Annotated in this window: 21 protein-coding genes and 1 other RNA gene; 3 read left to right on the forward strand and 19 right to left on the reverse strand. The window is 51.4% G+C overall.

Annotated features, from left to right (window positions below; translation table 11 throughout):
* Positions 1-100 precede the first annotated feature (100 nt).
* The 3 genes from typA to RSX24_RS21290 all read right to left on the reverse strand — a co-directional run bounded on the left by typA (position 101) and on the right by RSX24_RS21290 (position 3,613).
* Positions 101-1,948, reverse strand: coding sequence for a translational GTPase TypA (gene typA, locus RSX24_RS21280; protein WP_236416652.1), 1,848 nt, complete (start codon positions 1,946-1,948; stop codon positions 101-103).
* A 181-nt stretch (positions 1,949-2,129) separates the two neighbouring features.
* A complete protein-coding gene (locus tag RSX24_RS21285; RefSeq protein ID WP_343261720.1) occupies positions 2,130-2,630 on the reverse strand; it encodes a hypothetical protein in 501 nt (166 codons plus the stop codon).
* A gap of 323 nt (positions 2,631-2,953) precedes the next feature.
* Positions 2,954-3,613, reverse strand: coding sequence for a TerC family protein (locus tag RSX24_RS21290; RefSeq protein WP_236416654.1), 660 nt, complete (start codon positions 3,611-3,613; stop codon positions 2,954-2,956).
* A 105-nt stretch (positions 3,614-3,718) separates the two neighbouring features.
* Between RSX24_RS21290 and RSX24_RS21295 the strand changes: the two genes are divergently transcribed.
* Positions 3,719-4,420, forward strand: a complete 702-nt coding sequence (locus RSX24_RS21295; protein WP_343261721.1) for a TerC family protein — start codon at positions 3,719-3,721, stop codon at positions 4,418-4,420.
* Positions 4,421-4,593: 173 nt separating this feature from the next.
* On the opposite strand, the gene thiI is transcribed toward RSX24_RS21295, so the two are convergent.
* The 6 genes from thiI to RSX24_RS21325 all read right to left on the reverse strand — a co-directional run bounded on the left by thiI (position 4,594) and on the right by RSX24_RS21325 (position 9,479).
* Positions 4,594-5,835 carry a tRNA uracil 4-sulfurtransferase ThiI gene (thiI, locus tag RSX24_RS21300; protein WP_236416656.1) on the reverse strand — a complete coding sequence of 414 codons (1,242 nt, stop codon included), beginning with the start codon at positions 5,833-5,835 and terminating at the stop codon, positions 4,594-4,596.
* Between the two features lie 6 nt (positions 5,836-5,841).
* Positions 5,842-6,990, reverse strand: coding sequence for a cysteine desulfurase family protein (locus RSX24_RS21305; protein ID WP_343261722.1), 1,149 nt, complete (start codon positions 6,988-6,990; stop codon positions 5,842-5,844).
* A gap of 166 nt (positions 6,991-7,156) precedes the next feature.
* Complete coding sequence (locus tag RSX24_RS21310) at positions 7,157-7,933, reverse strand: lytic transglycosylase domain-containing protein (protein WP_236416659.1); 777 nt, start codon at positions 7,931-7,933, stop codon at positions 7,157-7,159.
* A 206-nt stretch (positions 7,934-8,139) separates the two neighbouring features.
* Complete coding sequence (locus RSX24_RS21315) at positions 8,140-8,550, reverse strand: hypothetical protein (protein WP_236416661.1); 411 nt, start codon at positions 8,548-8,550, stop codon at positions 8,140-8,142.
* Between the two features lie 35 nt (positions 8,551-8,585).
* Complete coding sequence (locus tag RSX24_RS21320) at positions 8,586-8,804, reverse strand: DUF1540 domain-containing protein (RefSeq protein WP_236416663.1); 219 nt, start codon at positions 8,802-8,804, stop codon at positions 8,586-8,588.
* A gap of 168 nt (positions 8,805-8,972) precedes the next feature.
* A complete protein-coding gene (locus RSX24_RS21325; protein WP_236416665.1) occupies positions 8,973-9,479 on the reverse strand; it encodes a YpuI family protein in 507 nt (168 codons plus the stop codon).
* A 288-nt stretch (positions 9,480-9,767) separates the two neighbouring features.
* Between RSX24_RS21325 and RSX24_RS21330 the strand changes: the two genes are divergently transcribed.
* Positions 9,768-11,663, forward strand: a complete 1,896-nt coding sequence (locus tag RSX24_RS21330; RefSeq protein WP_343261723.1) for a S8 family peptidase — start codon at positions 9,768-9,770, stop codon at positions 11,661-11,663.
* An 83-nt stretch (positions 11,664-11,746) separates the two neighbouring features.
* Here the strand turns inward: RSX24_RS21330 and RSX24_RS21335 are convergent, their stop codons facing one another.
* Positions 11,747-12,001 carry a hypothetical protein gene (locus RSX24_RS21335; RefSeq protein ID WP_236416668.1) on the reverse strand — a complete coding sequence of 85 codons (255 nt, stop codon included), beginning with the start codon at positions 11,999-12,001 and terminating at the stop codon, positions 11,747-11,749.
* 86 nt (positions 12,002-12,087) lie between these two features.
* Positions 12,088-13,620 carry a MocR-like pyridoxine biosynthesis transcription factor PdxR gene (gene pdxR / locus RSX24_RS21340; protein ID WP_343261724.1) on the reverse strand — a complete coding sequence of 511 codons (1,533 nt, stop codon included), beginning with the start codon at positions 13,618-13,620 and terminating at the stop codon, positions 12,088-12,090.
* Positions 13,621-13,728: 108 nt separating this feature from the next.
* On the opposite strand from pdxR, the gene RSX24_RS21345 reads away from it, so the two are divergent.
* The gene (locus RSX24_RS21345) at positions 13,729-14,958 is read left to right on the forward strand and encodes an aminotransferase-like domain-containing protein (RefSeq protein WP_339273861.1); all 1,230 of its coding nucleotides are present in this window, start codon (positions 13,729-13,731) and stop codon (positions 14,956-14,958) included.
* Between the two features lie 221 nt (positions 14,959-15,179).
* On the opposite strand, the gene rnpB is transcribed toward RSX24_RS21345, so the two are convergent.
* The 8 genes from rnpB to glyQ form a co-directional block, all read right to left on the reverse strand.
* Positions 15,180-15,588, reverse strand: an RNA gene (gene rnpB, locus RSX24_RS21350) — RNase P RNA component class A.
* Positions 15,589-15,674: 86 nt separating this feature from the next.
* Positions 15,675-16,790, reverse strand: a complete 1,116-nt coding sequence (locus RSX24_RS21355) for a Nif3-like dinuclear metal center hexameric protein (RefSeq protein ID WP_343261725.1) — start codon at positions 16,788-16,790, stop codon at positions 15,675-15,677.
* The gene (locus tag RSX24_RS21360) at positions 16,757-17,524 is read right to left on the reverse strand and encodes a tRNA (adenine(22)-N(1))-methyltransferase (protein ID WP_343261726.1); all 768 of its coding nucleotides are present in this window, start codon (positions 17,522-17,524) and stop codon (positions 16,757-16,759) included. The genes RSX24_RS21355 and RSX24_RS21360 overlap by 34 nt, the downstream gene beginning before the upstream one ends.
* 180 nt (positions 17,525-17,704) lie before the next feature.
* Positions 17,705-18,832: an RNA polymerase sigma factor RpoD gene (rpoD, locus tag RSX24_RS21365; protein WP_236416673.1), complete on the reverse strand. Its 1,128-nt coding sequence runs from the start codon at positions 18,830-18,832 to the stop codon at positions 17,705-17,707.
* Between the two features lie 44 nt (positions 18,833-18,876).
* Positions 18,877-20,697 (reverse strand): DNA primase, encoded by a 1,821-nt coding sequence (dnaG, locus tag RSX24_RS21370; protein WP_236416674.1) that lies wholly within the window; start codon positions 20,695-20,697, stop codon positions 18,877-18,879.
* Between the two features lie 40 nt (positions 20,698-20,737).
* Positions 20,738-21,211: a YaiI/YqxD family protein gene (locus tag RSX24_RS21375; protein ID WP_236416676.1), complete on the reverse strand. Its 474-nt coding sequence runs from the start codon at positions 21,209-21,211 to the stop codon at positions 20,738-20,740.
* 177 nt (positions 21,212-21,388) lie between these two features.
* The gene (glyS, locus tag RSX24_RS21380) at positions 21,389-23,464 is read right to left on the reverse strand and encodes a glycine--tRNA ligase subunit beta (protein ID WP_236416678.1); all 2,076 of its coding nucleotides are present in this window, start codon (positions 23,462-23,464) and stop codon (positions 21,389-21,391) included.
* The gene (gene glyQ, locus RSX24_RS21385; RefSeq protein ID WP_236416680.1) at positions 23,457-24,344 is read right to left on the reverse strand and encodes a glycine--tRNA ligase subunit alpha; all 888 of its coding nucleotides are present in this window, start codon (positions 24,342-24,344) and stop codon (positions 23,457-23,459) included. The genes glyS and glyQ overlap by 8 nt, the downstream gene beginning before the upstream one ends.
* Positions 24,345-24,452 lie beyond the last annotated feature (108 nt).

Genomic DNA, 24,452 nt, shown 5'->3' on the forward strand with positions numbered 1-24,452 from the left:
ACAGAATCGATCCCGCTCCCTTCACTACTTTTGCAGGAAGAAGCACCTTCTTTGTGAACCCACCATCAAACATTAACTTATTATTTTATTTTGGTCAGGCTTAAGCGTTATTTTGTGCCATTTTGCGTTGTTTCTCGGCACGCTCGCGCTCGCTCTTATTCAAGATCTTTTTGCGCAGACGAACAGATTTCGGCGTAATTTCACAATACTCGTCATCGTTCAAATATTCAAGTGCCTGCTCCAGGGAGAAGATCATTGGCGTCTTCATTTTTACGGTATCGTCTTTGGTTGCGGAACGGACGTTGGTCAATTGTTTTTCTTTGCAAATGTTAACCACGATGTCGTTGTCACGCGTGTGCTCACCGACGATCATGCCTTCGTAAACCTCGGTTCCCGGCTCCAGGAAGAGCGTTCCGCGATCTTCGACGCCGATCATGCCGTAGAACGTCGTTGTACCATTCTCCGTCGAGATCAATACGCCTTGGTGACGGCCGCCCACTTGACCGCCGATCAGTGGAGCATAGCTGTCGAACGCATGGTTCATTACGCCATAACCGCGAGTCAGCGTCAGGAAGTTGGTACGGTATCCAATCAGGCCGCGTGCAGGAATCAAGAATTCGAGGCGAACTTGACCGTTGCCCGTGTTGACCATGTTTACCATTTCCGCTTTGCGCGAGCCCAGGCTTTCCATAACGGCACCCATGCTGTCTTCCGGAATGTCGATCAACAGGCGTTCAACCGGCTCCATTTTTTTGCCGTCGATTTCTTTGACGATAACTTCCGGTTTGGATACTTGAAGCTCATATCCTTCGCGGCGCATGTTTTCGATCAGAATCCCCAGGTGAAGCTCACCGCGTCCGGAAACGACAAATGCATCCGGACTGTCGGTATCTTCAACGCGAAGGGACACGTCGGTTTCCAATTCTTTCAGCAAACGTTCACGCAGTTTACGGGAAGTCACCCATTTACCTTCGCGGCCTGCAAAAGGACTGTTGTTCACGAGGAACGTCATTTGCAGGGTCGGCTCATCGATTTTCAGAACCGGCAGCGCTTCAGGTTGGTTTGGATCTGCGATCGTTTCACCGATATTGATGTCCTTGATCCCTGCGATCGCAACGATATCCCCTGCTCCGGCTTCTTCGATCTCAACACGTTTGAGGCCTTGGAAGCCGAACAGTTTCTCGATGCGCGCAGATTTGCTCTTGCCGTCACGCATAATGACGGTAACCGCTTGGCCTTGCTTGATCACTCCGCGGTTCACGCGGCCGATCGCGATACGGCCCAGGTATTCGTTATAATCCATCAGTGTAACGAGGAATTGCAGCGGCTCTTCCACGTTCTCCGTTGGGTAAGGAATGTGGCTTACGATCGTATCGTAAATCGCCATCATATTGTCATCTTGCTTGGCAGGGTCATCTTCCATGCTGGATGTACCGTTCAATGCCGAAGCATAAACAACCGGGAACTCCAGTTGATCGTCGTTCGCGCCCAGCTCGATGAACAGGTCAAGCACTTCATCGATGACTTCCGCCGGACGTGCGGCAGGACGGTCGATTTTGTTCACGATGACGATCGGCGTCAAGTTGTGCTCCAGCGCTTTGCGCAAAACGAATTTCGTTTGCGGCATGCAGCCTTCGTAAGCATCTACAACGAGCAGTACGCCATCGACCATTTTCATGATCCGCTCTACCTCGCCGCCAAAGTCGGCGTGTCCAGGTGTGTCCACGATGTTGATGAGATAGTCTTTATAAGTAATGGCTGTGTTTTTGGCCAAAATCGTAATACCGCGTTCGCGCTCCAAGTCGTTGGAGTCCATGGCGCGCTCCTGTAACGTTTCATGGTCACGGAAAATACCGGACTGTTGCAGCAATTTGTCGACAAGCGTCGTTTTCCCGTGGTCGACGTGGGCAATAATCGCAATATTGCGAATGTGTTCTCTTGAATGCATGGTTTGTATCCATATCCTTTCCAAATTCAATTCTTTATCTTATCTACTAAACTTCCCACAGGTTCGCAGGTTACTCACAAAATAAGCGTCGGTGATGTCCCGACGCGTGTCCTAACCCTTTTATTATAGTTGATCATAAGTAAAAATCAAGATATTTCGCCTTCGCCATCCCTGTGAATGGCTACCAGCCTTTTCGCTGCCTTCCGTTCCCGCGACCGAGCAGCAACCATATTCCACCAAGGATGAGAAGCACGGCAAGCACATAGATGATTCCGGAATGCAGCAAAGTGAATGCCAGCAATATGATGGATATACCGCCCAGGATAAAAGCAGCCGTGAGCACTTCCGGCGGTCTGCGGCGATCAACCATCGCATACTCCAGCAATCCGATCGCAACGCCGAGCAGCAGGACGGGCCACAGTCTTCCCATCAACCCCGCACCCCACGTATTTGTAATTCCAAACAATAGGCCGTATACCGTCAGGGTCCCTGCCGGAACGAGCGACCAAGCCGGGGCTAGGCGCATGTAGTACATGGCATGCAGCGCGATTCCCGGCAACAAAATGAGCAGCGGCCAGAAATGCCGGCCAATGAATCCAAAAACCCCCAACTGCCCTAATAAAATAATGAGACCTGCAGCAACAATGAATATACCGATCGCTTTTTCGTTTCGCTTTTTCAACCAATATCACCTCTTATCCCGTTTGATGCATGTAGAAATGTAGAGCAGCCGATGTTCCATACGTGGCCAAAGCACGCAGCTTACTATAAGTGTAGCCCATGTTTGCGCAAAAAACTATACCGTATGTCGCTAATGGTGGCCTCTTTTGTGTTCATTCCTCAGCCTTTTCAAATTTTATCCATATGGATCAGGATCCCTTTTACAATCGATTTTTATACATTTAGAAAGCCGCCCGTGTTGGGCGGCTTGGCTTTCCTACGATATACCGAGGACACAGGGCAGCATATATTTTATTCTGCTCTACGGCAGAATGACATGAGGAACTATACATTTTTCCGTACAAAGCGGTGAGCTCCTCCAATCGCAATAACAAGGCAAGCCATGGCGACCGGCAGCAGCGTATGCGCTTCTGCAGTCAATCCGTGTAACCACTGTCCCAGCTTCGGATCGCTCATCACCATTTCTCCGGCGGTATAGGCCAGAATGCCTGAACCCGCAAATACCAATATCGGATATCGTTTCAACAACCCCACAATCAGGCCGCTGCCCCAGATTACGATCGGAATGCTGATCGCGATCCCGATAACCGTAAGCGCCAGATCACCGTCCGAGATCGCCGCGATGGCGAGCACATTGTCCAGGCTCATGACAAAATCGGCAACCAGAATCGTTTGAATGGCCTTCCATGTCGTCGAGGCCCCCTTGACTTCCACTTCATCTTCATTTTGCAGGAGCAGCTTCACCGAGATCCACAACAGCAGCAGCCCTCCTGCTGCTTGAATGAAAGGAATGCCTAACAGCATGACCGCCACAAAAGTCAATGCACAGCGTAGAATGACAGCGCCGAACGCGCCCCACCATACTGCCTGTTTACGCTGATTCAATGGAAGGTCTTTGCTGGCCATGGCTATGACTACCGCATTATCTCCGCTTAATACCAGATTGATCATCAATATTTCCATCAGCATCCACAATGTATCCACGTCTCTCATCCCCCCACTTAACTTGTATGTTAAAGTTGTCCATGCTATGCTTATCGATTGAACAAGCTTAAGCTTAGGGATGGATTAATCGAAGGAGTGACGATGATGGAGCTGTTTAGTCCCGCATTTTGGCTTGCATTGTTGAATGTTGTGTTTATCGATCTGATTCTGGCGGGCGATAATGCCATCGTCATTGGGCTCGCTGCTCGAAATTTGCATCCTTCCGTGCAAAAAAAGGCGATTCTTTACGGAACGGGCGGAGCCCTTCTGATACGTATTTTGGCAACGATTGTTGTATTATGGCTGCTGCAAATTCCTTGGCTGCTGCTGATCGGCGGACTAATGCTCATCTGGATCGCTTATAAATTGCTGGCAGACCAAGGCGAGGAGCATGCCGACATCAAAGCCGGAAGCTCCTTATGGACTGCCGTCCGAACCATTATCATCGCCGATGCCGCCATGGGTCTGGACAACGTGATTGCGGTAGCCGGTGCCGCCCAGCAGCATCTGGTGCTCGTCATTATGGGTTTGCTGATCAGCGTGCCCATTGTCGTTTGGGGCAGTACGCTGTTCATCAAGCTGATCAACCGATTCCCTTGGATCATCTATCTCGGAGCCATCGTGCTTGGTTATACGGCTTCCAACATGATCACAGAGGAACGCCGGCTTGAAGCGTTCTTTGCGGAGCACGCCGTACTCAGGGTGCTGTTCATCATCATTGTGATCGCAGCCATTGTGTTCGCAGGATACCGCAAACGGTCAAGGGGACCCAAACGGGAGGATGAAAGACAGCATTCCTATTCCTGACATCAAAACACATTTGCAAAGAACGTTGGCAGCATTTGTAGAATGGACGCAAAAAGGACTGGTCGACATCATGTCGATCAGTCCTTTTTTTCGTGCTGCTTTATTTTACATCATTCGACTCGGATAACATAACGTTCGTTATGTCGATGCGTCGGGCAGCTCTACCCTAACGGTCAGAACCACTCTTCCTTGATATCGGACGACGTGTCCGCAGAACCGAATGGAAGCGGTTCGCCGGCACGCAGCACCAACGTTTCCGTCTGGGCCACAGCCTCATCCACCCATTCCGGAAGCTCCGTCAACGACTCTTCGATTCGCTCCACAATTCGCAAATTCGGATTCGTCGTCGGCGATTTGGGCACAAACAACGTGCAGCAATCTTCATAAGGCAAAATGGAAATATCGTACGTTCCGATTTTTTTGGATAAACCGATAATTTCCTCCTTGTCCATCATGACCAGCGGCCTGAGCAGGGGCAAATCGGTGGCCCGCCCGATGACGTTCATGCTTGGCAGCGTTTGGCTGGCTACTTGTCCCAAGCTGTCTCCCGTAATCAGCGCAAGCGCTCCTTCGCGCTCTGCCAGTTTAGTGGCGATGCGCAGCATGGAGCGACGCATCAACGTAATGATCAACTTGTCCTGTCCGACCTGGGTAAATGAGGTCTGAATTTTGGTGAAAGGCACCAGATGCAGCTTAATGCTTCCCGCATGTCCTGCCAGGGCGGCTGCCAGTTCAATGACTTTTTCTTTGGCCCGCTCGCTTGTAAACGGGTAACTATAGAAGTGAACGCACTCCACCTCCAGCCCACGTCTCATAGAGGACCAGGCAGCGACCGGACTGTCAATGCCGCCGGATAACAGCAGCATTCCCTTGCCGTTCGAACCAAGCGGAAACCCTCCCACTGCCGGGATTACTTCGTTGAAGATATAGGTCCCCTGATCCCGGATCTCCACGCGAAGCTCGATATCAGGATTGCGCACGTCGACACGGAGCTGCGGGAATTCCCGCAGGACGGGCGAACCCACGATGTGATTCATCTCATGCGAGGAATGAGGGAAAGCTTTCCAGGCGCGCCGGGAGGTCACTTTAAACGTTGTGCCTTCTTTAAACACTTCTGAGCGTTCATGCATGAAGGCAACGGCGGCCGTCACAATTTCATCCTTTTCGGAAGAGGTCACAATGACCGGACTGATCGACACTACGCCGAACACCTTCTTGAGCGCATCAATCAGCTCGGTGTGAGGCTCGCCCCCCAGATCCACGTACAATCTGCCGAATTCTTTGCGGAGCTGTGCAGCCGGGTAGGGCTTAAGCAGCGAGCGCACCTGATTGATAATCGTATTTTCGAAACGGGAACGGTTCTTCCCCTTCAGCATGAATTCTCCGAAACGGAGAAGCAGCATATCGTATTTCATCGGTTATTACATCCGCCTTTCCAATGGACGCAGCTGCGCCACCATCTGTTTCAGGGCCTGTGCAAGCACGGCCACGTCTTCTTCTGTATGTTCGTCTCCCAAACTGATACGCAATCCTCCGGCAGCCGTCGCCTGATCTCGGCCCATGGCCAGCAGCACTCTGCTCGGTTCGGCTGAACGCGAGGAACAAGCCGATTGCGTAGACACGGTTACTCCGAGCTGCTCCAAAGTGTGCAGAGCAACTTCCGCTTTCATGCCCGGGTATGAAAAATGAACGATATGAGGTGCTCCACCCTTGCCACTGTTCAGCACAAATTCCGGAATGCTTTCGATCGTCTCCATAATCCGATCCCTCAGCACGGTCGTTCGTTTGGCAAAATCAGCCTGACGTTCGGACGCAAGGCGCATCGCTTTGGCCATGCCGACAAACAGCGCCACATTTTCAGTTCCGGCCCGTAATCCCCGTTCCTGCGAACCTCCGGACAGAAGCGGAGTCAGTTCCACGCCGCTGCGGACATACAAAAGGCCCGCCCCTTTGGGGCCGCGGATTTTGTGGGCGGACAGACTGTATAGATCGACTCCCCATGTCGCAGGGGCGGCTTCGATTTTGCCAAAACCCTGAACCCCGTCCACATGGAACAATACGCGCGGCGCCTGCTTTTTGAGCAGCCTGCCCACTTCGGCCACGGGCTGAATGGTTCCCGTTTCGTTGTTGACATGCATCAAGCTGACCAGCACCGTATCCGGTCGGAGCGCGTCCAGAATGTGCCGAGGATTTACTTTTCCTGCCGAATCCACCGGGATCCAGCTGACCTCCCAGCCCCAATCCTGTAATTGCAAAAAGCTTTCATATACCGACGCGTGCTCCGTTGCCGTGGCAATGATATGTTTGCCGCGCGAAGCATAGTGCAGCGCCGAGCCTTTAATCGCAAGATTGTTGCTTTCCGTGGCTCCGGAGGTAAGCACGATCTCGTCTGCTTTGACGCCCAAGGCATCGGCACAGACCGTTCTTGCCCGGCGAAGCAGCTGATGGGCCTTTTCACCAAAACCATGGATGGAGGAAGGATTCCCGTAATGGGCTCCCATGATCTCTGCGATCGTTTGCACCACTTCTTCATAAGGCGGGGTGGTTGCCGCGTAATCGAAATATTTCAAATGAGGGCGAACCTCCCTTTTCTCATTATGGCTATTTTTCTACAGTCTGCATTGTAACACGAACCTGTCCCAACACAAAAAGACCAAGCAGGAAAATGGCGCAATTGCCAACACTTCCCGCCTTGATCTTTCGGAACCAGCCTTCTGCGGCCTGTTATGAGAACATCTATGCGATGTATTTTTGGCGCGCCTTTTCCACCTTCGCAATGTATGCCTGCGTCTCGGCTGGCAAGCGGCCGATCACGCTCATCAGCTCGCTGTCGGTGGACACGCCCAGCTTCGTCACGCGTCCTGGCCCTGCGTTGTAGGCGGCAAGCGCCATGTTCACCTGACCGCCGAAACGTTGGAGCTGAAGCGAAAGATACTTCGTTCCGGCATCGATGTTCTGCGCAGGGTCGAACGGATCGCTGACTCCCAGTCCGGCTGCCGTTCCGTCCATAAGCTGCATCAATCCTTTTGCGCCGGCCGAGGAAACGACATTCGGATTGAATGAGGATTCCGTATCGATCACCGCTTTGATCAAGGATTCAGGCACTCCGTATTTGGCGCTTGCGGCCGCGATCAGCGATTCGAAATCGGTAGGCACGGAAGAACCGGAACCGGAATCGGCCGAACTCACATTCGTCGACGCATTTAATGAAACTTCCGGACTGTTGGCGGAGGCGTATGTGTTTTCGTAGGTACCCGCATCCGCAGCATACGCACTTCCCAATTGCAGCCAGAGCAAACCGTCAAGAGATCTGTTCGCAAGCGGAGCTTGCGTAGAATTGGCCGAAGGCATCGAAGCTGGGGAAGCACTCGTTCCCTTCCCAAGCAGCCCGTCCATCAATTCGGCAAAATCGGAGACGGTATCCGACGTTCCTTCCGATCCGATCGTTTGACTCAGAACATTGGACAATTGCGTCTCCAACAGTTTCCGTGATGCGCTTGAATCAATCTGCATGTATTCTCTCCACTCCCGTGTCATATAGCATCAACTTTCTGCCTACATTCTACATGGTTTTACAAAATACTGCCATCGTTTTCAGAAAAATTATTCCAAACCTCCTGTCTTTTGCGTAAACACGAAAAACCCTTCTTCCGATATCGGAAGAAGGGTTTGCTCTGCGTTAATCAGGAAGGAGCAATGCAGTTCTCCAAGCCTGCGTTTTAACGGGCAAACGGAATCATGAAAAAGTAACTCAACGTGGCGACAATGCCAAGCCCCATCGACCATGCTCCAGACGTTTTATGTCCGTTCGCATAAGCATAATACCCCAACACTGCAGCGGCCGGCCCCAAAACGATGGACCACATAAACAGCGAAGCGATCCCGCAGGCCAAACCGACATATCCGGATACCTTCCCGCTGGATTCCGCAATACGATCTGCCTCGTGTTTTACCGGAACGGCTTCCTTGCGTTTGACTTCTTCTCTCCGGTATGAGGTAGGCGGAGCCACCTCTGCACCATACTCTTCACGATGTGCACGTCTCGGGAAATCAACGCGTTTCCGATCTACCGTGTCATCGCTTTTAGGCTTGGATGAAACTTCATCATTGCGGTCATGTTCATCTTTCATTTCAGTACACCTCCGTAGATGAATGGAATGAGAGCTTATTTAGGCCTAAATGTATGACAGCAAGTGGCCGAAGAAGTGCTGGCTTGATCTTGGTGCTCGGAATCAAACATCTCGCCGGCGAATTCCTCAGCATAATGACTTCTGGCATGCTGATCGATGTCAATCATGATCGCGTCTGCATGACAGAAATTGTTTTCTCCCCAAAAGTGGCAATTCGATACGCTACATTTGACGATTGGCTTGTTGTCACTCATTTGTTTTATCACCTCGAAGCTATTGTCCCCGCTGCCCGATTCGGCTATTCCGCCTGCGAAATGCCAGATGATGTCATGCCGATGCCAAGGCAAACATGAGACAACGCACAAAAAAAACCGCCGAAAATCGGCGGTTAGTTCTTCATGTGTATCGGGTATGCCACAATGCTAAGCGTGATTACGCTGATTTTGCATCCGGCGCTGAGTCAGATAATCGCTCTCATAATAAGCCAGATCATCGCGCAATTCTTCGTAGGTTTTGGAAATTTCCAAAACGACGTCACGCACGGCGCGAACGGGCTTGTCACGGAAACGGATCGCGTCTTGCCCGGTATAGGCATATCTTCCATCTTCGGAATAACATTCGTTTTTGGGATAGAAGAAGCTATTGATGCATTGGTGGTACGTATGATAAAGAGCCTTTTCGGCAAATTCGACATCGAAGTTGGCACGACGCAGCACAACGCCAAGTTTTTCGTAAGAAACTTCAGAAAAAACGAGCAGATGACGGAGATCCGATAAAAATCCTTTGTAAAACGCCGTCGATTCTTCCGTCTGATTCTGATCCAATTCAGGCAAGGAATGTTGATTCAAAAATTGTTCGATCCGATCAATAGCTGGTTTTAACTTTTCCCTCGTTGACTCACAAATTTTTTGTACATTGGCTGCTGTCATAAAGATAGCTCCCCCTTAGATAAGTCCTTACATATAAATCGGCCACAAAAATGTTTCGTTTGACCGTGAATTCTCAGCTACTATCCTACCATAAAAAGGTGCCAAAAGGTATCCCTTAATCTTCCTTATTATTTCCAGCCTTTCACAACGACATTTCTGCATCATTTCTGGGCTGTTCTGCATAAAAATATGTCCTTCTCCTAACGATAACACCAAGCGCGGACAACATGGAATCGGCATGATGCGATGATTGCTGTCCAGACCAACAGAGGAGGTATGGTTTCCCCCATGTCGAGACCGAAATGGAAAAATTGGACCCTTGCCGCAGGCGTTGGCGCACTGACCTTGGTTCTGCTTCTTCCCACAATGTATCGCCCGGACACGAACCAAAGGAATCAAGCGCTTCCCCAGGCCCCACGCGAGCACCAGGAACAAGCCAGTAAACAGCGCCTCAAAGTACAGGATGTTAAAGCAACCGATATGCTGACACGCATGGATGCCAAGCAGCATTTAGCCGCTTTGCTGGATAAAACCGCCAAAATGTCCGAAGCGGATCTGGCCCGGTACATGAACGAATTGCAGCTTTCACATGCACATATTCGGTTTGTGGATATTGTCGACGCCAAAGGATCCATCCAAAAGCATTACGGCAAAAAGCCGCAGGATGGGAGCACATTGGAGCATCAAAAGCTGGAGCATTCCATGAGCCTGGCCAAAAAAGCGGTAATGGACCGCAAAAGCTTTGAATCGTCATCCTTTTCCGTAGGAAATGATAAATATTTTGTCATGGCGCTGCCCTCCAAAGAAGGCAAAAATTCCGTGATCGCCCTGTTTAATCAACAGATCCTGAACTCGGTGGAACAGCACCAGCGCAGAAATCTGCGTATGATTCCCTATCCACGCGAAGGCAAATTCCGCGTTGAATCGGTACACCCCGATACGTTGAACGAAATCACCGTGAAAACGGGACACGACAATGCCAATGCCAGCCATTTTTATGAAAATGAAATCGTGGTCAGGTTCAGGCAGGACCCGGGAGAACGGGACATGCGCATCATCCGTGCCGACCTTCATGCCTCGAAAGCACGCAAACTGGGGTATACCTATGTCTTCCGCTCCGAGCAAATGAGCTACAAACAGCTTCATGACTATTTCGAGCGCAAGTGGAATCCCTTGTACATGGAACCCCACTACATGTATTTAACCAACGAAACCGCCGTTGAACAAACGGATGTACCGGTTCCGAACGATATTTTGTTTTCCGATTATCAATGGAACCTGCCCGTTATCGAAACCAATCGAGGGTGGAACATTACGAAAGGAAGCAAAGATGTCATTATTGGCGTTGTGGACACGGGCGTGGACCTGGACCATCCTGACCTGAAAGGCCGGGTGCTTGAAGGATACAACGTGATCGACCCTTCCAGCCGCCCTCTGGACGATGTAGGTCATGGCACTCACGTAGCCGGAATCATCGGAGCCACCGTCAACAACAACGAAGGTGTGGCAGGCATGAGCTGGTACAACAAAATTTTGCCTGTCAAAGTGCTGGACAACTCGGGTTCGGGCACTACTTATGCCGTCGCCGAGGGCATCATTTGGGCAACCGATCACGGCGCCAAAGTCATCAACATGAGTCTGGGCAATTACGCAGACGCACAGTTCCTTCATGATGCGATCAAGTATGCTTATGACCGTGACGTCGTGCTGATTGCGGCCACAGGGAACGACAATACCGAGCGTCCAGGATACCCTGCCGCTTATCCCGAGGTGTTTGCCGTATCCGCCACCGATCCGGATATGAACAAAGCTTCCTACTCCAATTACGGAGATTACGTCGATGTCATGGCTCCTGGCACAAGCATTGCCAGCACCTATCCCAAGAACCAGTATGCCGCGCTGTCAGGCACATCCATGGCCAGCCCGCATGTGGCGGCTCTTGCCGGGTTGATCCGTTCGCTCAACCCCGACTTGACCAATACGGAAGTGATGGATCTGATGCGCCAAAGCGTCATCGACCTCGGCGACCCGGGACATGACAAATACTACGGTTATGGGCAGATCGATGTTTATAAAGCGCTGCAAGCCGCTGCAGGCAAAAGCGCCCCTTTGCAATTCTGGCCGCAGCATGTACGCGAGCAGATGGACAATATTTTGAAAAAATACACGGAATCTTCGAAATAGGCAAAAATAAAAGCAGCAGCGCCCCGGGGGCGTAATGCTGCTTTTTGGTATGCGTAATGGTTCCCCGGGGCCTTAACGCTGCTTTAGCGTTTGCGGGAAGACGTACGGGCTTTGCCTTTGTTCTTCCCTGCTTTTTTGCTGCGGCGGCTGGACACGTATACCGGACCCTGCTCTTTAACGACTACCGGATACACATGATGCGGAACAGGAACGCAGTGGTGCTGATTAATGACTTCAACCGGGTGAATAATCGGCTGTACTTGCGGGTGATAAAAATCATTCACGACTTGAATCGGATCACAAACGATAGGATCGAGCTCAGGACAACAATGTCTCATCTCAAAACCAACTCCCTTTCAAGTGATACTATAGAGTATTGCGGAAGGACGAAAGTGGATTGGATGGATGTCCTGACTCCGACGAATTAAATCAGCGGCAGCCTGTCCGCTGTTGTCCTTCCCCCATGGGGAAGCATCACGCGGATCGCCTCGCATAGGATACGAAGGCCTTCCCGCAGCGGCTCGGGACCCGTTACGGTAAAACAGATGCGAAGACTTGCGTCATCCATCTCTCCCGCATAACAGGCAGAGCCCGGCAAAAAGGAAACACCAGCCGCGTGCGCTTTGCGATGTAATTCATGCATGTCGATCCCGGCCGGCAACTGCAGCCACAAATTTAGCCCCCCTTCGGGCAATATCCAATGCACGCCGTCCGGCGCATGCCTTTCGAGAACGCCCGCTGCAGCCTGCAGCCTGGCGTACAGCTCCTTCCGCAGTCCTTGGATATATGGTTCATATTGATGTTGGATGAAAGACTGCAGCGCTTTCTGGGTAAGCAGCGGACTCCCGAGGTCTGCCGTCGATTTGGCCGCCACCAATCGGGTAAGCACGCTCCCGTCGGCGATGGCGCACGCCACGCGGCATCCCGGAGAAAGCACTTTGCTGAAGCTTTTGATGTATACGACATGTCCAGTCCTGTCCAACGATTTGATCGAGGCTGGCGGAGGGGCATGAAAATGCAGATCGGCGAACGGATCGTCCTCCAGAATGAGGCAATGGTAGCTCTGGGCCAGATTCAGCAGCTCCGCCTTTCTTTTGGCGCTCATCGTAATGCCTGTCGGATTGTGAAAAGTCGGGATCGTATATATGAGTTTGGGCGGGTAAGAATCGCACAGGCGGGTAAGCAGGTCGATCCGCATGCCTTCCTGATCCATCGGAACGGTGATGATTTTCGCGCCTCGGCTCGTAAAAACATCAATGGCGCCGGTATAGGTGGGAGCCTCCATATATACCACATCTCCGGGTCCCACAAACGTTCGGGCTACAAGATCGATCCCTTGTTGGGTTCCGCTTGTGATCAACATCCGTTCCGGTGATGCTTCCAGCCCTCTTGCCGCAAAATGCTGCGTAAAAATTTGCCGAAGTTCACGGTCTCCCTGGAAAGAACCATAGTAGGCCATGCGTTCCGGATGGTCCGAAGACAAACGATATGCGCTGTCGATAATATCCCGAGTGGGCAGCAGCTCAGGCTGGATGGCAGACATATGAAACTCGTAGCGGACCTGCGGGGAAGCGTCGAAATGGCGCCAGAGCTGGGCACGCGGCAAATAGTCCACTAACGCCAACTGCCAGTTCAACTCTGCGCTGACCTGACCCTGTCGATGCACGTTTTGGTGTTTTGGCTGCCCCCCGTTTCCGACTTGTTCAGCTTCGCCTTTTTCAAGCGCTCTGACATAACATCCCTTCCCCTGCGAGCAAACAATCAGTTGACTGGACTCCAATTCTGCATAAGCTTTGGACACGGTAACCAGGCTGACGCCAAGGTCTGCAGTCAATTTCCTTACGGACGGCAGGCGGGTGCCTGGCGCAATAAGCCCGGATCGGATGCGGTCCGCGATCGTTAGGGCGATTTGCATGTACAGCTTGGTGCTGCTCCCCCGCTTCAATTCAATGTGCATCATCATGGCCTCCAACTGTTATGATTCTCGCTTTACTGTTATACAGCAGACCGAGTATAATAGCGAATAATATAAGTATAACAGTGAATAACAGGAGATGAGAACACGATGAATATCCCTTGGTCCAACATGGCACAAAATACCCCGTCCTCTGTCGTTCGCGACATGCTTCAGGCTGCGCAGGCACCTGGAATGATTTCGCTTGCCGGAGGCCTTCCAGCCCAAAGTTCCTTCCCGTTGGAAGCCATCCGCGATGCATATGCCCGAGTTTTCGCCGACGGCCCCGCTGCCCTTCAATACGCGGAAACCGAAGGCTATCGGCCACTGCGTGTCAAGATCGCTGACCGCCTCCAGTCCAAGGGCATTCCGGCTTCGCCGGACCATCTGCTCCTGACTACGGGATCGCAGCAGTCCATTGACCTGGTATGCCGCATCCTGCTGAATCCGGGTGATCATGTGCTTGTTGAATCGCCGACGTATTTGGCCGCACTGCAAGTCATCCAATCTTACCAGGCCCAATCCCATGGCGTTGCTTGCGATGACGAAGGCATGCTTCCCGAATCCCTTGAAGAAAACCTGAAGCTATACCGTCCAAAATTGGTTTACATTAATCCAACGTTCTCCAATCCGGCAGGTAAAGTGTGGAGTCGTGCTCGCAGGCAGCAGGCGGTTGACCTTTGCCGAAAATACGGCGTGCTGATCCTGGAGGACGATCCTTACGGCGAAATCCGCTTTAATCCGGAGCAATTGGATGCACCTGCCCTTGCTGAGCTCGATGCAGAAGGTTATGGCAGTCCATCCAACGTTATCTATACCAGCACCTTCTCGAAAACGGTGGCTCCCGGCCTCCGCACAGGCTGGATCCTGGCTGCGCCGGATGTGATCAAAATGGCAGCCCGCTCCAAACAGGGGGCAGACCTCCACTCCAGCAGCATTGACCAAAGAGCGTTGCATGCCCTGATGGAGTCCTTCGATCTGGACGGACACATTCGTCAAATTTCCAACGACTATAAACAGCGGATGCAGAAGATGACTTCGTTGATGTCGGAAAAATCATGGGAAGGCATTACGTGGAACTCCCCGCAGGGAGGCATGTTCTTATGGTTGGAGCTGCCTGAATCGATGTCTGCAGCTACATTGTTCACCTACGGCATTCAGGAAAAAGTATGTATCGTGCCGGGCGATTCCTTCTATGCCGGCACACCGGAAACGAACCGCATGCGCATCAACTTTACGCATACCGATCCAGATCAGCTGCCCGAAGCGGTTGAACGGATGGATCGCGCCATCCAGCGCTGGCATGCGGCTGTACAATCCGACACGGCCGTTACGCTGTAATCATCTTATCCGGCCAAATTCTCCTGGAAGAGTTTGGCCAGATAAAATATTTATATTCATAACAAAAAAGGCGGCAGTCTCCGTATCACGGATTCTGCCGCCTTTGTGCATGTATGGCGATGAGCTGCTCATCACTTGCTTCAGCATCGTTCGTCACGCGAAGCGATGCAACATAGCGAAAAGAAAAAATAAAGAAATTACATGATCCACGTTGTTGCAGTTAGGAAAGCTTACCGTAAGCCGGGTTCTGTGCTCGTCGTGGTTCAGACGGGAACTACCCTCCCACCATAAGCGACAATCATCTATCTAGGCCATGCATTGCTGCATGGCTCAAGCGACCAACCTAGACACACCTCGGGCTAAGGCTGCCTAATCCGAAGATCAGGCCGTGTCCCATTAGGTCTTGCTCCAGATGGGGTTTACCAGGAACGAAGTCACCAGCGTTCCTCGGGGTCTCTTACACCTCGGTTCCATCCTTGCCTGTGCCGGAAGATCCGGCCATCGGCGGTCCATTTCTGTGGCACTATCCTTCAACTCGCGCTGACTGGACGTTATCCAGCATCCTGCCCTGTGGAGCCCGGACTTTCCTCTCGTGGCAACAAGGCCACCAGCGATTGTCTGTCAAGCTTTCCGAAACAACATTATATAGTATACAGGGATTCCTTTTGACATACAAGCCTAATGTTATTGGAAATGCTGCCTCCACAACCTCCATCTTACATGAATTGGAATACTTCCGTGTTGATTTCGGAAGCGGTCACCTGAGTAGAATAGCGTTTTTCCTCCAAATGGGTCCGCAGCCAGTCCGCCGTTTTCGATTTCATGATTTTCTCGGCATTATGTCCTACGTCAATGATGCACATACCGGCCATCAGCGCATCGTGCGCCGTATGATAATCGATATCCCCCGTGACAATAGCGTCCGCTCCTTTGAAACGGGCGGTAAGCACGTAACGGCTTCCTGAACCTCCAAGCACGGCTGCTTTTTTGATCGGTTTAGCCAAGTCGCCAACAACGCGCACGTGGGGCACGTTCAGTTCCTTTTTAACGACCTCTACCAGTTCACCCAAGGTCTTTGTCTCCTGAAGAGGTCCCAAACGCCCCAGACCCAACGTACGGCCCTTTAAATCCATCGGATACAGGTCATAAGCCACTTCCTCATAAGGATGGGCTTTCAGCATCGCCTGAATGACCTTGCTGCGCAGGCTTTGCGGTACGATCGTCTCGATCCGCATTTCTTCCACCCGCTCCATTCGGCCTTGTGCACCGATAAACGGCTGGGTCCCTTCGCCTGGCACAAACGTGCCTGTGCCTTCCGTGTTAAAGCTGCACTTCTCGTACTTGCCAATGCTTCCTGCCCCGGCTTCCAGAATCGCCTGCAGCACTTGTTCATGATGCGTGCGAGGCACGAATACCGCCAATTTGAACAGCTGGTCCGTATGTACGTCCTCCAGCGACTCCTTGCTGTTGATGCCGATGGCCTCGGCCATCCAGTCATTCATGCCGCCTTCCGCCACATCCAGATTCGTATGACTGATATACACCGCAATATCATGTTTGATCAATTTCTCGTACAACTTGCCCATCGGCGTATCCGTGCTCAACGATTTGACAGGACGAAAGATGATCGCATGGTGCGCAATGATCAGGTTGGCGCCGATCCGAATGGCTTCATCGACGACTTCATTGGTGACGTCGAGGGCAACGAGCACATGGTTGATTTCTTTTTGCAGACTGCCCAGCTGCAGTCCGATTCGATCATCCGGGACAGCCAGATGTTTGGGAGCGAGCTGCTCCATCAGTTGAATGACGGTTTGACCTTTGGCAAACATGTAAGAACCTCCTTCAGACTCGTAATCAGTCGTTCCACCTCGGAAGCCTTGTCCCGGGCAGTATCGGAATCGGATCTGGCGATGGAATCGGCAACGCCTTGCAGTTTGGCGATCTCGCTTTCCCATTTTGCAAAAAACACTTCGTTCGGACGATCGACCAAATACGGCCCCATGCGCAGCAATAAATCCTGCGTCAACTCGATCCCGTTTCCAAGCGGCCGCGGGCGATATACTTCTTCATTGGCGATCGGGCTTTGCGATTGCGGCATAGCCGTAATGATTTCGTAAATTTTTCCGTCTTCCTCCAGCAACCGCTCAGCCACGACGACCCAGCCGTGTTCAAGCAGCCAGCGTCGCAGAATGTCCTCGCCTACGTTCGGCTGCAGCACAAGCAGGCTGACCTCGTCCAGTTTGTCGTACCCACGGTCCAAAATGGAAGCGATCAAAGCCCCTCCCATACCCGCAATCGTGATAACGTCGACCTCTCCCTTGGAAATGACCTCAAGGCCGTCTCCCCGGCGCACCGTGATCTGCCCCTCGAGAGCAGCATCGCTCACCTGCTTGCGGGCAGCTTCATAAGGTCCCGGATTGACCTCCCCCGCAACGGCCAGTGCCGCTCGTCCGCTGCGGACGGCAGCGACTGGAAGCAATGCATGGTCTGAACCGATATCTGCCAGACGGCTGCCCTCCGGAATTTGGTCGTGAATTAACTGTAATCGATTCGAAAGTTTCATGAACACCTACACCATTCATTAGTTTTGGATTTGCATTAGGCAGCGAAAAGCGATAAAATAAAAGCCAATCAAACATTTCAAGGATTAATTTCCAAAACCAAGAAATGAAGACTTTAAAATTAAAAACAAAGGAGACCCCGCCTTCGCCTCAGCTTTTGCGGAAAGTCTCCCATGATCATGTTATTCGAGGAAATCTTTAAGACGTTTACTGCGGCTTGGATGACGCAGCTTGCGAAGAGCTTTGGCTTCAATCTGACGAATACGCTCACGCGTCACGCCAAATACTTTGCCCACTTCTTCCAATGTTCTGGTCCGTCCATCATCAAGTCCGAAACGCAAACGCAGTACGTTCTCTTCACGCTCGGTCAACGTATCCAGAACGTCTTCAAGCTGCTCCTTCAGCAGTTCGTAAGCGGCCGCATCCGCTGGTGCAAGCGCTTCTTGATCCTCGATGAAGTCACCCAGATGAGAATCGTCCTCTTCACCAATCGGTGTCTCAAGGGAAACGGGTTCCTGAGCAATTTTCGTAATTTCGCGTACTTTTTCCACGCTCAGATCCATCTCGGCTGCAATCTCTTCGGGCGTCGGTTCGCGGCCCAATTCCTGCAACAGCTGACGGGATACCCGAATCAGCTTATTAATGGTTTCAACCATATGCACCGGGATACGAATCGTTCTCGCCTGGTCGGCAATGGCACGCGTAATGGCCTGGCGAATCCACCATGTCGCATACGTACTGAACTTGAAGCCTTTTTTGTAGTCGAATTTCTCTACGGCTTTGATCAGCCCCATGTTTCCTTCCTGGATCAAATCAAGGAACAGCATTCCACGTCCTACATACCGCTTCGCGATGCTGACAACGAGTCTGAGATTCGCTTCCGCCAAACGCCGTTTGGCTTCCTCGTCCCCTTGCTCGATCCGATTCGCAAGTTCAATCTCATCGTCCGCAGACAACAAAGGTACACGACCGATTTCTTTGAGATACATCCGGACCGGGTCGTTGATTTTGATCCCTGGAGGCAAGCTCAGGTCATCATCAAAGTGGAATTCGTCGTCCGAATCCCGCCCTTCTCCCTCTTCCCCGGGCCGAACCTCTTCATTATTTTCATTCACCACATCAATGCCAAGATCGCTCAGTTGTTCGTAAAACTCATCCATTTGTTCCGGATCCTGATCAAATGGGGAGAGCTTCTCGATAATTTCTTTGTAGTTCAATGACGATCTTTTCTTGCCTTGTTCAATCAATTGATCCTTAACCTGATCCAGCGTCATTTCTGTTTCTAGTTCAGTATGCTGATCATTCGCCATAACTTCGACTCCCTCCTCCCTAGAAACATCCAACCTGCAGACGTTCACTGTCTCTCTAGGGCAATCATTTCAATTGCGATTTGTGCCGCGCGTACAGAATCACCCGCCCGCTCTGCAGCAATCATTTCTTCCTTCTTCAGGTCATACTGCTTCATCCGAGGATATTTCAATATTTCCCTGATGCAATCGTCCAGCACCTGAATGCTCCATTCGCCCGGTCCCTCCATCATGGAGATGGAGCTTACCGTTTTCTCCAGGCGGTCATCATGCAACGATGACATGAAACGGCTTGTATCCGGCGGTTTTCCTTGTGCATAATAGGCGTATAGATAAGCAGCGATCGCTGCATGATCCTCCAAATTAAAAGCTTCACCAAGATGCTCATTCACGTACTGGGCCGCTTCTTCATCCAAAAGCATCCAAGCAAGCAATTTCCGCTCAGCCACATGATAAGCGGGCAACAGGTTAGGTGTTGGCACATGCCTATTTTGTTGCCTACCATTATTCCACCTTTTCGGGTTATTATCCCCGAACTCCGGGTTATTTTTCATGGCTTCGCGCTGTTCGTTGCATTCCTGCTTGAGCGTTTCGAATGAAACGTCGACCTCGGCAGCCAGCTCACGAAGATATACCTCGCGCTCTGTCGGCGAAGGCAGTGGGGCAATGAGCTTCACCGCTTCCTTCGTATAGGCAATCTGCCCGCCGCCTTCTAGCAGTATATGGTTTTTTTTCAGGTTTATAAGCTTAAATTTTGTGGTTGTTACAGCACCTTCAACAATCTGGTTCCGGAACCGTTCGCCGCCATGCTTGCGAATGAACTCGTCCGGATCCAATCCTTCCGGAATTAGCGCGACCTTCACTCTCAGTCCGGCTTCTTCCAGGATCGGAAAGTTTTTCATTGCTGCAGCCTGTCCAGCCCGGTCGCCGTCATAACAGAGGATGACTTCATCGCACATGCCTTTAAGCATTAAGGCCTGATTTTCCGTCAGTGCCGTTCCCATTGCGGCTACGCCGTTCTGTATGTCTTGATCCCAAGCAGAGATCACGTCACCGTATCCCTCGAACAAGATGGCCTGTCTTTGTTTGCGAATCCCGTTTTTGGCTTGATGCAGATTATAGAGGACACGACCCTTGTGAAAAAGCCGGGTTTCCGGCGAATTCAAATATTTCGGCTGTCCCTCTCCCAAAATGCGGCCTGCAAAAGCAATGGGCTTCCCGTTTCTCCCATGAATCGGAAACATGACTCTATCGCGGAAGCGATCGACGTATCCTTCGCCCTCATTGCGCTCGGACAGAAGCCCGCCGCGTTCCATCTCCTTCAGGGAAAACTCGCGTTTCTCCAGAAACTGCACCAGCGTATCCCAACGATTCGGTGCATAACCAATCTGGAACTGGTCGATCAACTTGTCGTTAAAACCACGCGAACGCAAATACTCCATAGCCGCCTTGCCGTGCTCGGTATTTTTCAGTAAGAAATGATACAGCTTCGCAGTAAGCTCATATGCTTCCAGCAAACGTGCCGTTTCCGGATTGTAATGAGCAGATTCGCGCCCCTGCCAATCTCCCAGCGAAATATGACTTTCTTCCGCCATCGACTTGACGGCCTCGGGAAAAGATAATCCTTCGATTTCCATCCTGAATTTGATGGCATTTCCGCCCTTGCCGCAGCCGTAGCAATAGAAAATCTGTTTCTCGGGAGTGACTGTAAACGAAGGCGTCTTCTCGGAATGAAAAGGGCAGAGGCCTTTCATGTATTTCCCCTGCTTGGTCAGATGCACAAATCGGCTAACCGTGTCAACGATGTCGTGCTGCTGTAACACCGATTCAATGATGCTTTCGGGTATACCGCCTTGTCCGGTACTCATCTCAACCACCTTCATCTCTTTAACACGTAGATATAATTCGCTAAATTTGTACGTTCTCCTGCAAATCTTTTAAAAGTTTTGTCAGTTTATGTTGAAAAATTTCACGATCCTCCGCTGTGAAAGGCTTCGGCCCTTTGCCATAGCGGCCTTTCCTGCGTTCCTTCGCAGCGGTATGACGCGAATCCAGCATAAAGTCGATGTCACGATCCGTGAAGTTACGGCCGCGAAAAGATAAAACGTAACAACGTTTGCCTAGCGCGAGTGCAGCCAATCCGTAGTCCTGCGTAATAACCACATCATATGCCTTAACATGATTGGCAATGTACAGATCCGCACTCTGGCTGCTTCGATCTACCTGTACGATGCGCACGCCGTCTCCACCCTGCAGCTGATGATCGAATGAAGAGACCAACAGGACTGGAATATTGAAACGCCGTGCCGTATCGGCAATCTCGGCCTTGACCGGGCAAGCATCACCGTCCACAACGATGTGGCGCACATTCAACTCACTCAAATCAGACCACCCGACTTCATAAAATAACTGCATAATGTAATATACGACCCGAGCCAGGAAAAATCCTTCTGGCAAGATCATGGAAATGCAAGGACAAAATACGGAACGGTTGTTCAAATGATTCGACAACGCGTTCCGTATATTTATACCCTCATCTATCCTGCTTTAATACTCGAATTACCATACCAGCTTGGAGAAATCGGCAAATCCTTTCAGGTCGCGATCAATGGCCGCGAGCAGCGCAAGACGATTCGCCCGAACCGCTTCGTCTTCCGCCATAACCATGACGGAATCGAAAAATGCCGTAATGGCTTCTTTCCAGCCCGACGCAATGGCCAGCGCCTCGGCAGCTTCATGACGGGACAGAACTTGACGGTACTCGTCGGCGGTTCTGTTCCAGACCTCGTGCAGCTGACGCTCCCCGTCTTCCGTAAACAGTTCGGGATGAACGGCAACGGCAGAAGCTTTCGCAGCCAGATTGCCTACGCGGTTAAAGGATTCCACCGTCGTTTTGAAAGCATCCCCGGTTTGAACCGCGGCCATCAATGCTTCACCTTTCGGAACGATGGCGCCGATATCGTCAAAACCGGCGGCAATGACCGCATCGACGACGTCATAACGCACGGTGTCGGACAGAAGCTTTTTCACGCGCAAGCTGAAAAAGTCTTGTAAATCCTTACGAACTTCGTCCTCGGTGCGTTTCAAAAGATTCATCTGTGCATGAACGTCCAGCGCAATGCCGAAAACTTCGGACAGCGTCAAAGGCAGATTGTGATCGAGCAGGATTTGCACGATGCCGGCTGCTTGACGACGCAGTGCATAAGGGTCCTGCGAACCTGTTGGAATGATGTTGATCGAGAAACATCCCACGATGGTATCGATTTTGTCTGCAATGCTCACGATTGCACCGACAAGCGAGGCAGGGGATTGATCTCCTGCAAAGCGCGGCTGGTAATGTTCGAATACCGCTTTGGCAGCTGCTTCTTTTTCTCCAGCCTTGCGGGCATAATCCTCACCCATCACGCCTTGCAATTCAGGGAATTCGCCAACCATGAGCGTGACCAGGTCGAATTTGCAAATGTCGGCTGCGCGGCTTACGGACTCGGCATCGTCTGCAGGCACGTCCAGTTTCGACGCCAGGCTGTCGGCAATTTTACGAATGCGGCGTACCTTGTCTCCAACCGTTCCAAGCTCTTCTTGGAAGACGATGCTCTCAAGTTTGGACAATGCATCCTTGATCTGCAATTTCTGATCTTCCTCATAGAAGAATTTTGCGTCGGACAGGCGTGCGCGCAATACTTTCTCGTTCCCCTTTGCGATGACGTCTAGCGAATCGCTTCCTCCGTTGCGCACCGTCACGAAGTAAGGCAGCAGCTGCCCGTTCTCGTCCAGTACAGGGAAATAACGCTGATGTTCGCGCATCGACGTAATCAGCACGTCCTGCGGGATGTTCAAGAACGATTCGTCGAACGTACCGAACAGCACGGTCGGCGTCTCCACCAGGAACAATACTTCTTCAAGCAAATCCTCTTTGATCGGCACGTTCCAGCCTTTTTCGGCGGCAAGCGCCTGAATCTGGGAAACGATCATTTGCTCGCGTTCCTTAATATCCGCAACTACATGTTCGGAACGAAGAAGTTCCACGTAAGAGCCCGGATCGGTGACAACCGCTTCCTGCCCCAGAAAACGATGTCCGCGGGTAACATTGCCGGACTTGACGCCAGCAACTTCCAATTCGATAATCTCGTTGCCCAGCAAAGCAACAATCCAGCGGATCGGGCGAACGAATTTGAAATCGTACGAAGCCCAACGCATGAATTTCGGGAAAGTCATCGCATGCAGCACGGACAGCAGTCCTTCGCCGATAACCGAGGCGGTTTCAACCCCTTTGCTGCTTTTCGTTGCGTAGATGTATTCCACGCCCGCAAGCTCTTTGAACGTAAACTGTTCAGGATCGACGCCTTGACTGCGTGCAAACCCGAGCGCGGCCTTGCTCCAGTTTCCGTTTTCGTCCAGCGCAATTTTGCGGGAAGGCCCCTTTACTTCTTCCTCGACGTCCTCTTGTTTTTCGGCAACGTCACGAATAAGCACGGCAAGTCTGCGCGGAGTCGCATAAGCCTCTACTTGGCCAAACGCAATGCGGGATGCATCCAAAAACTTGACAACACGTTCCTGAAGCTGTTCAATGGCTCCACGCAAAAAACGCGCAGGTACCTCTTCCAACCCGATTTCGAACAGTAAATCCTTAGACATGCTCGGCTCCCCCTTTCTTGATCAGCGGGAAGCCCAGCTTCTCGCGCTCTTCCACGTATGTTGCGGCTACTTGGCGAGCCAGATTCCGAACGCGGGTAATGTATCCGGTACGCTCGGTTACGCTGATTGCGCCGCGTGCATCCAGCAAGTTAAAGGTGTGCGAACATTTCAGCACGTAATCGTATGCAGGGAATACCAAATGTTGAGCCATTGCTTTGTTTGCCTCTTCCTCGTACATGTTGAAAAGGGTGAACAGCATCTTGACGTCAGATACCTCAAACGTATATTTGGAATGCTCGAACTCGGGTTGCTTGAAAACATCGCCATACGAAATGCCTTCGACCCATTCCAGTTCAAATACATTTTCTTTTTCCTGAATATAGGAAGCCAGACGTTCCATGCCGTACGTAATTTCTACCGCGACCGGATTGGTCTCGATGCCGCCGACTTGCTGGAAGTAGGTGAACTGGGTAATTTCCATGCCGTCCAGCCATACTTCCCATCCCAAACCCGCACAACCAAGAGACGGGTTCTCCCAGTTGTCTTCCACAAAACGAATGTCATGCTTCAGCGGATCGATGCCCAAACGCGCCAGGCTTTCGAGGTAAATTTCCTGTATATTATCCGGCGAAGGCTTGATAATGACCTGGAACTGATGATGCTGATACAAGCGGTTGGGATTATCGCCGTAACGACCGTCCGAAGGCCGGCGGGAGGGCTCCACATAGGCTACTTTCCACGGCTCAGGCCCAAGAGAACGCAAAAAGGTCATCGGGTTCATCGTACCTGCGCCTTTTTCCGTGTCGTATGGCTGCACAATAATGCAGTTGTGCTCGGCCCAGAATTGTTGCAGCGTTAGAATCATCTGCTGAAAATTCATGATCATGCTCCTTTTCGATGGTTTGATTACAAGCCCAGAACGGCAGCCAAAAAAACTCCCGCCCTACGCCTGATGTACAGACGTAGGGACGAGAGTTATTCCCGCGGT

This window comes from Paenibacillus hubeiensis, from assembly GCF_032334105.1.
Taxonomy (GTDB): domain Bacteria; phylum Bacillota; class Bacilli; order Paenibacillales; family Paenibacillaceae; genus Paenibacillus; species Paenibacillus hubeiensis.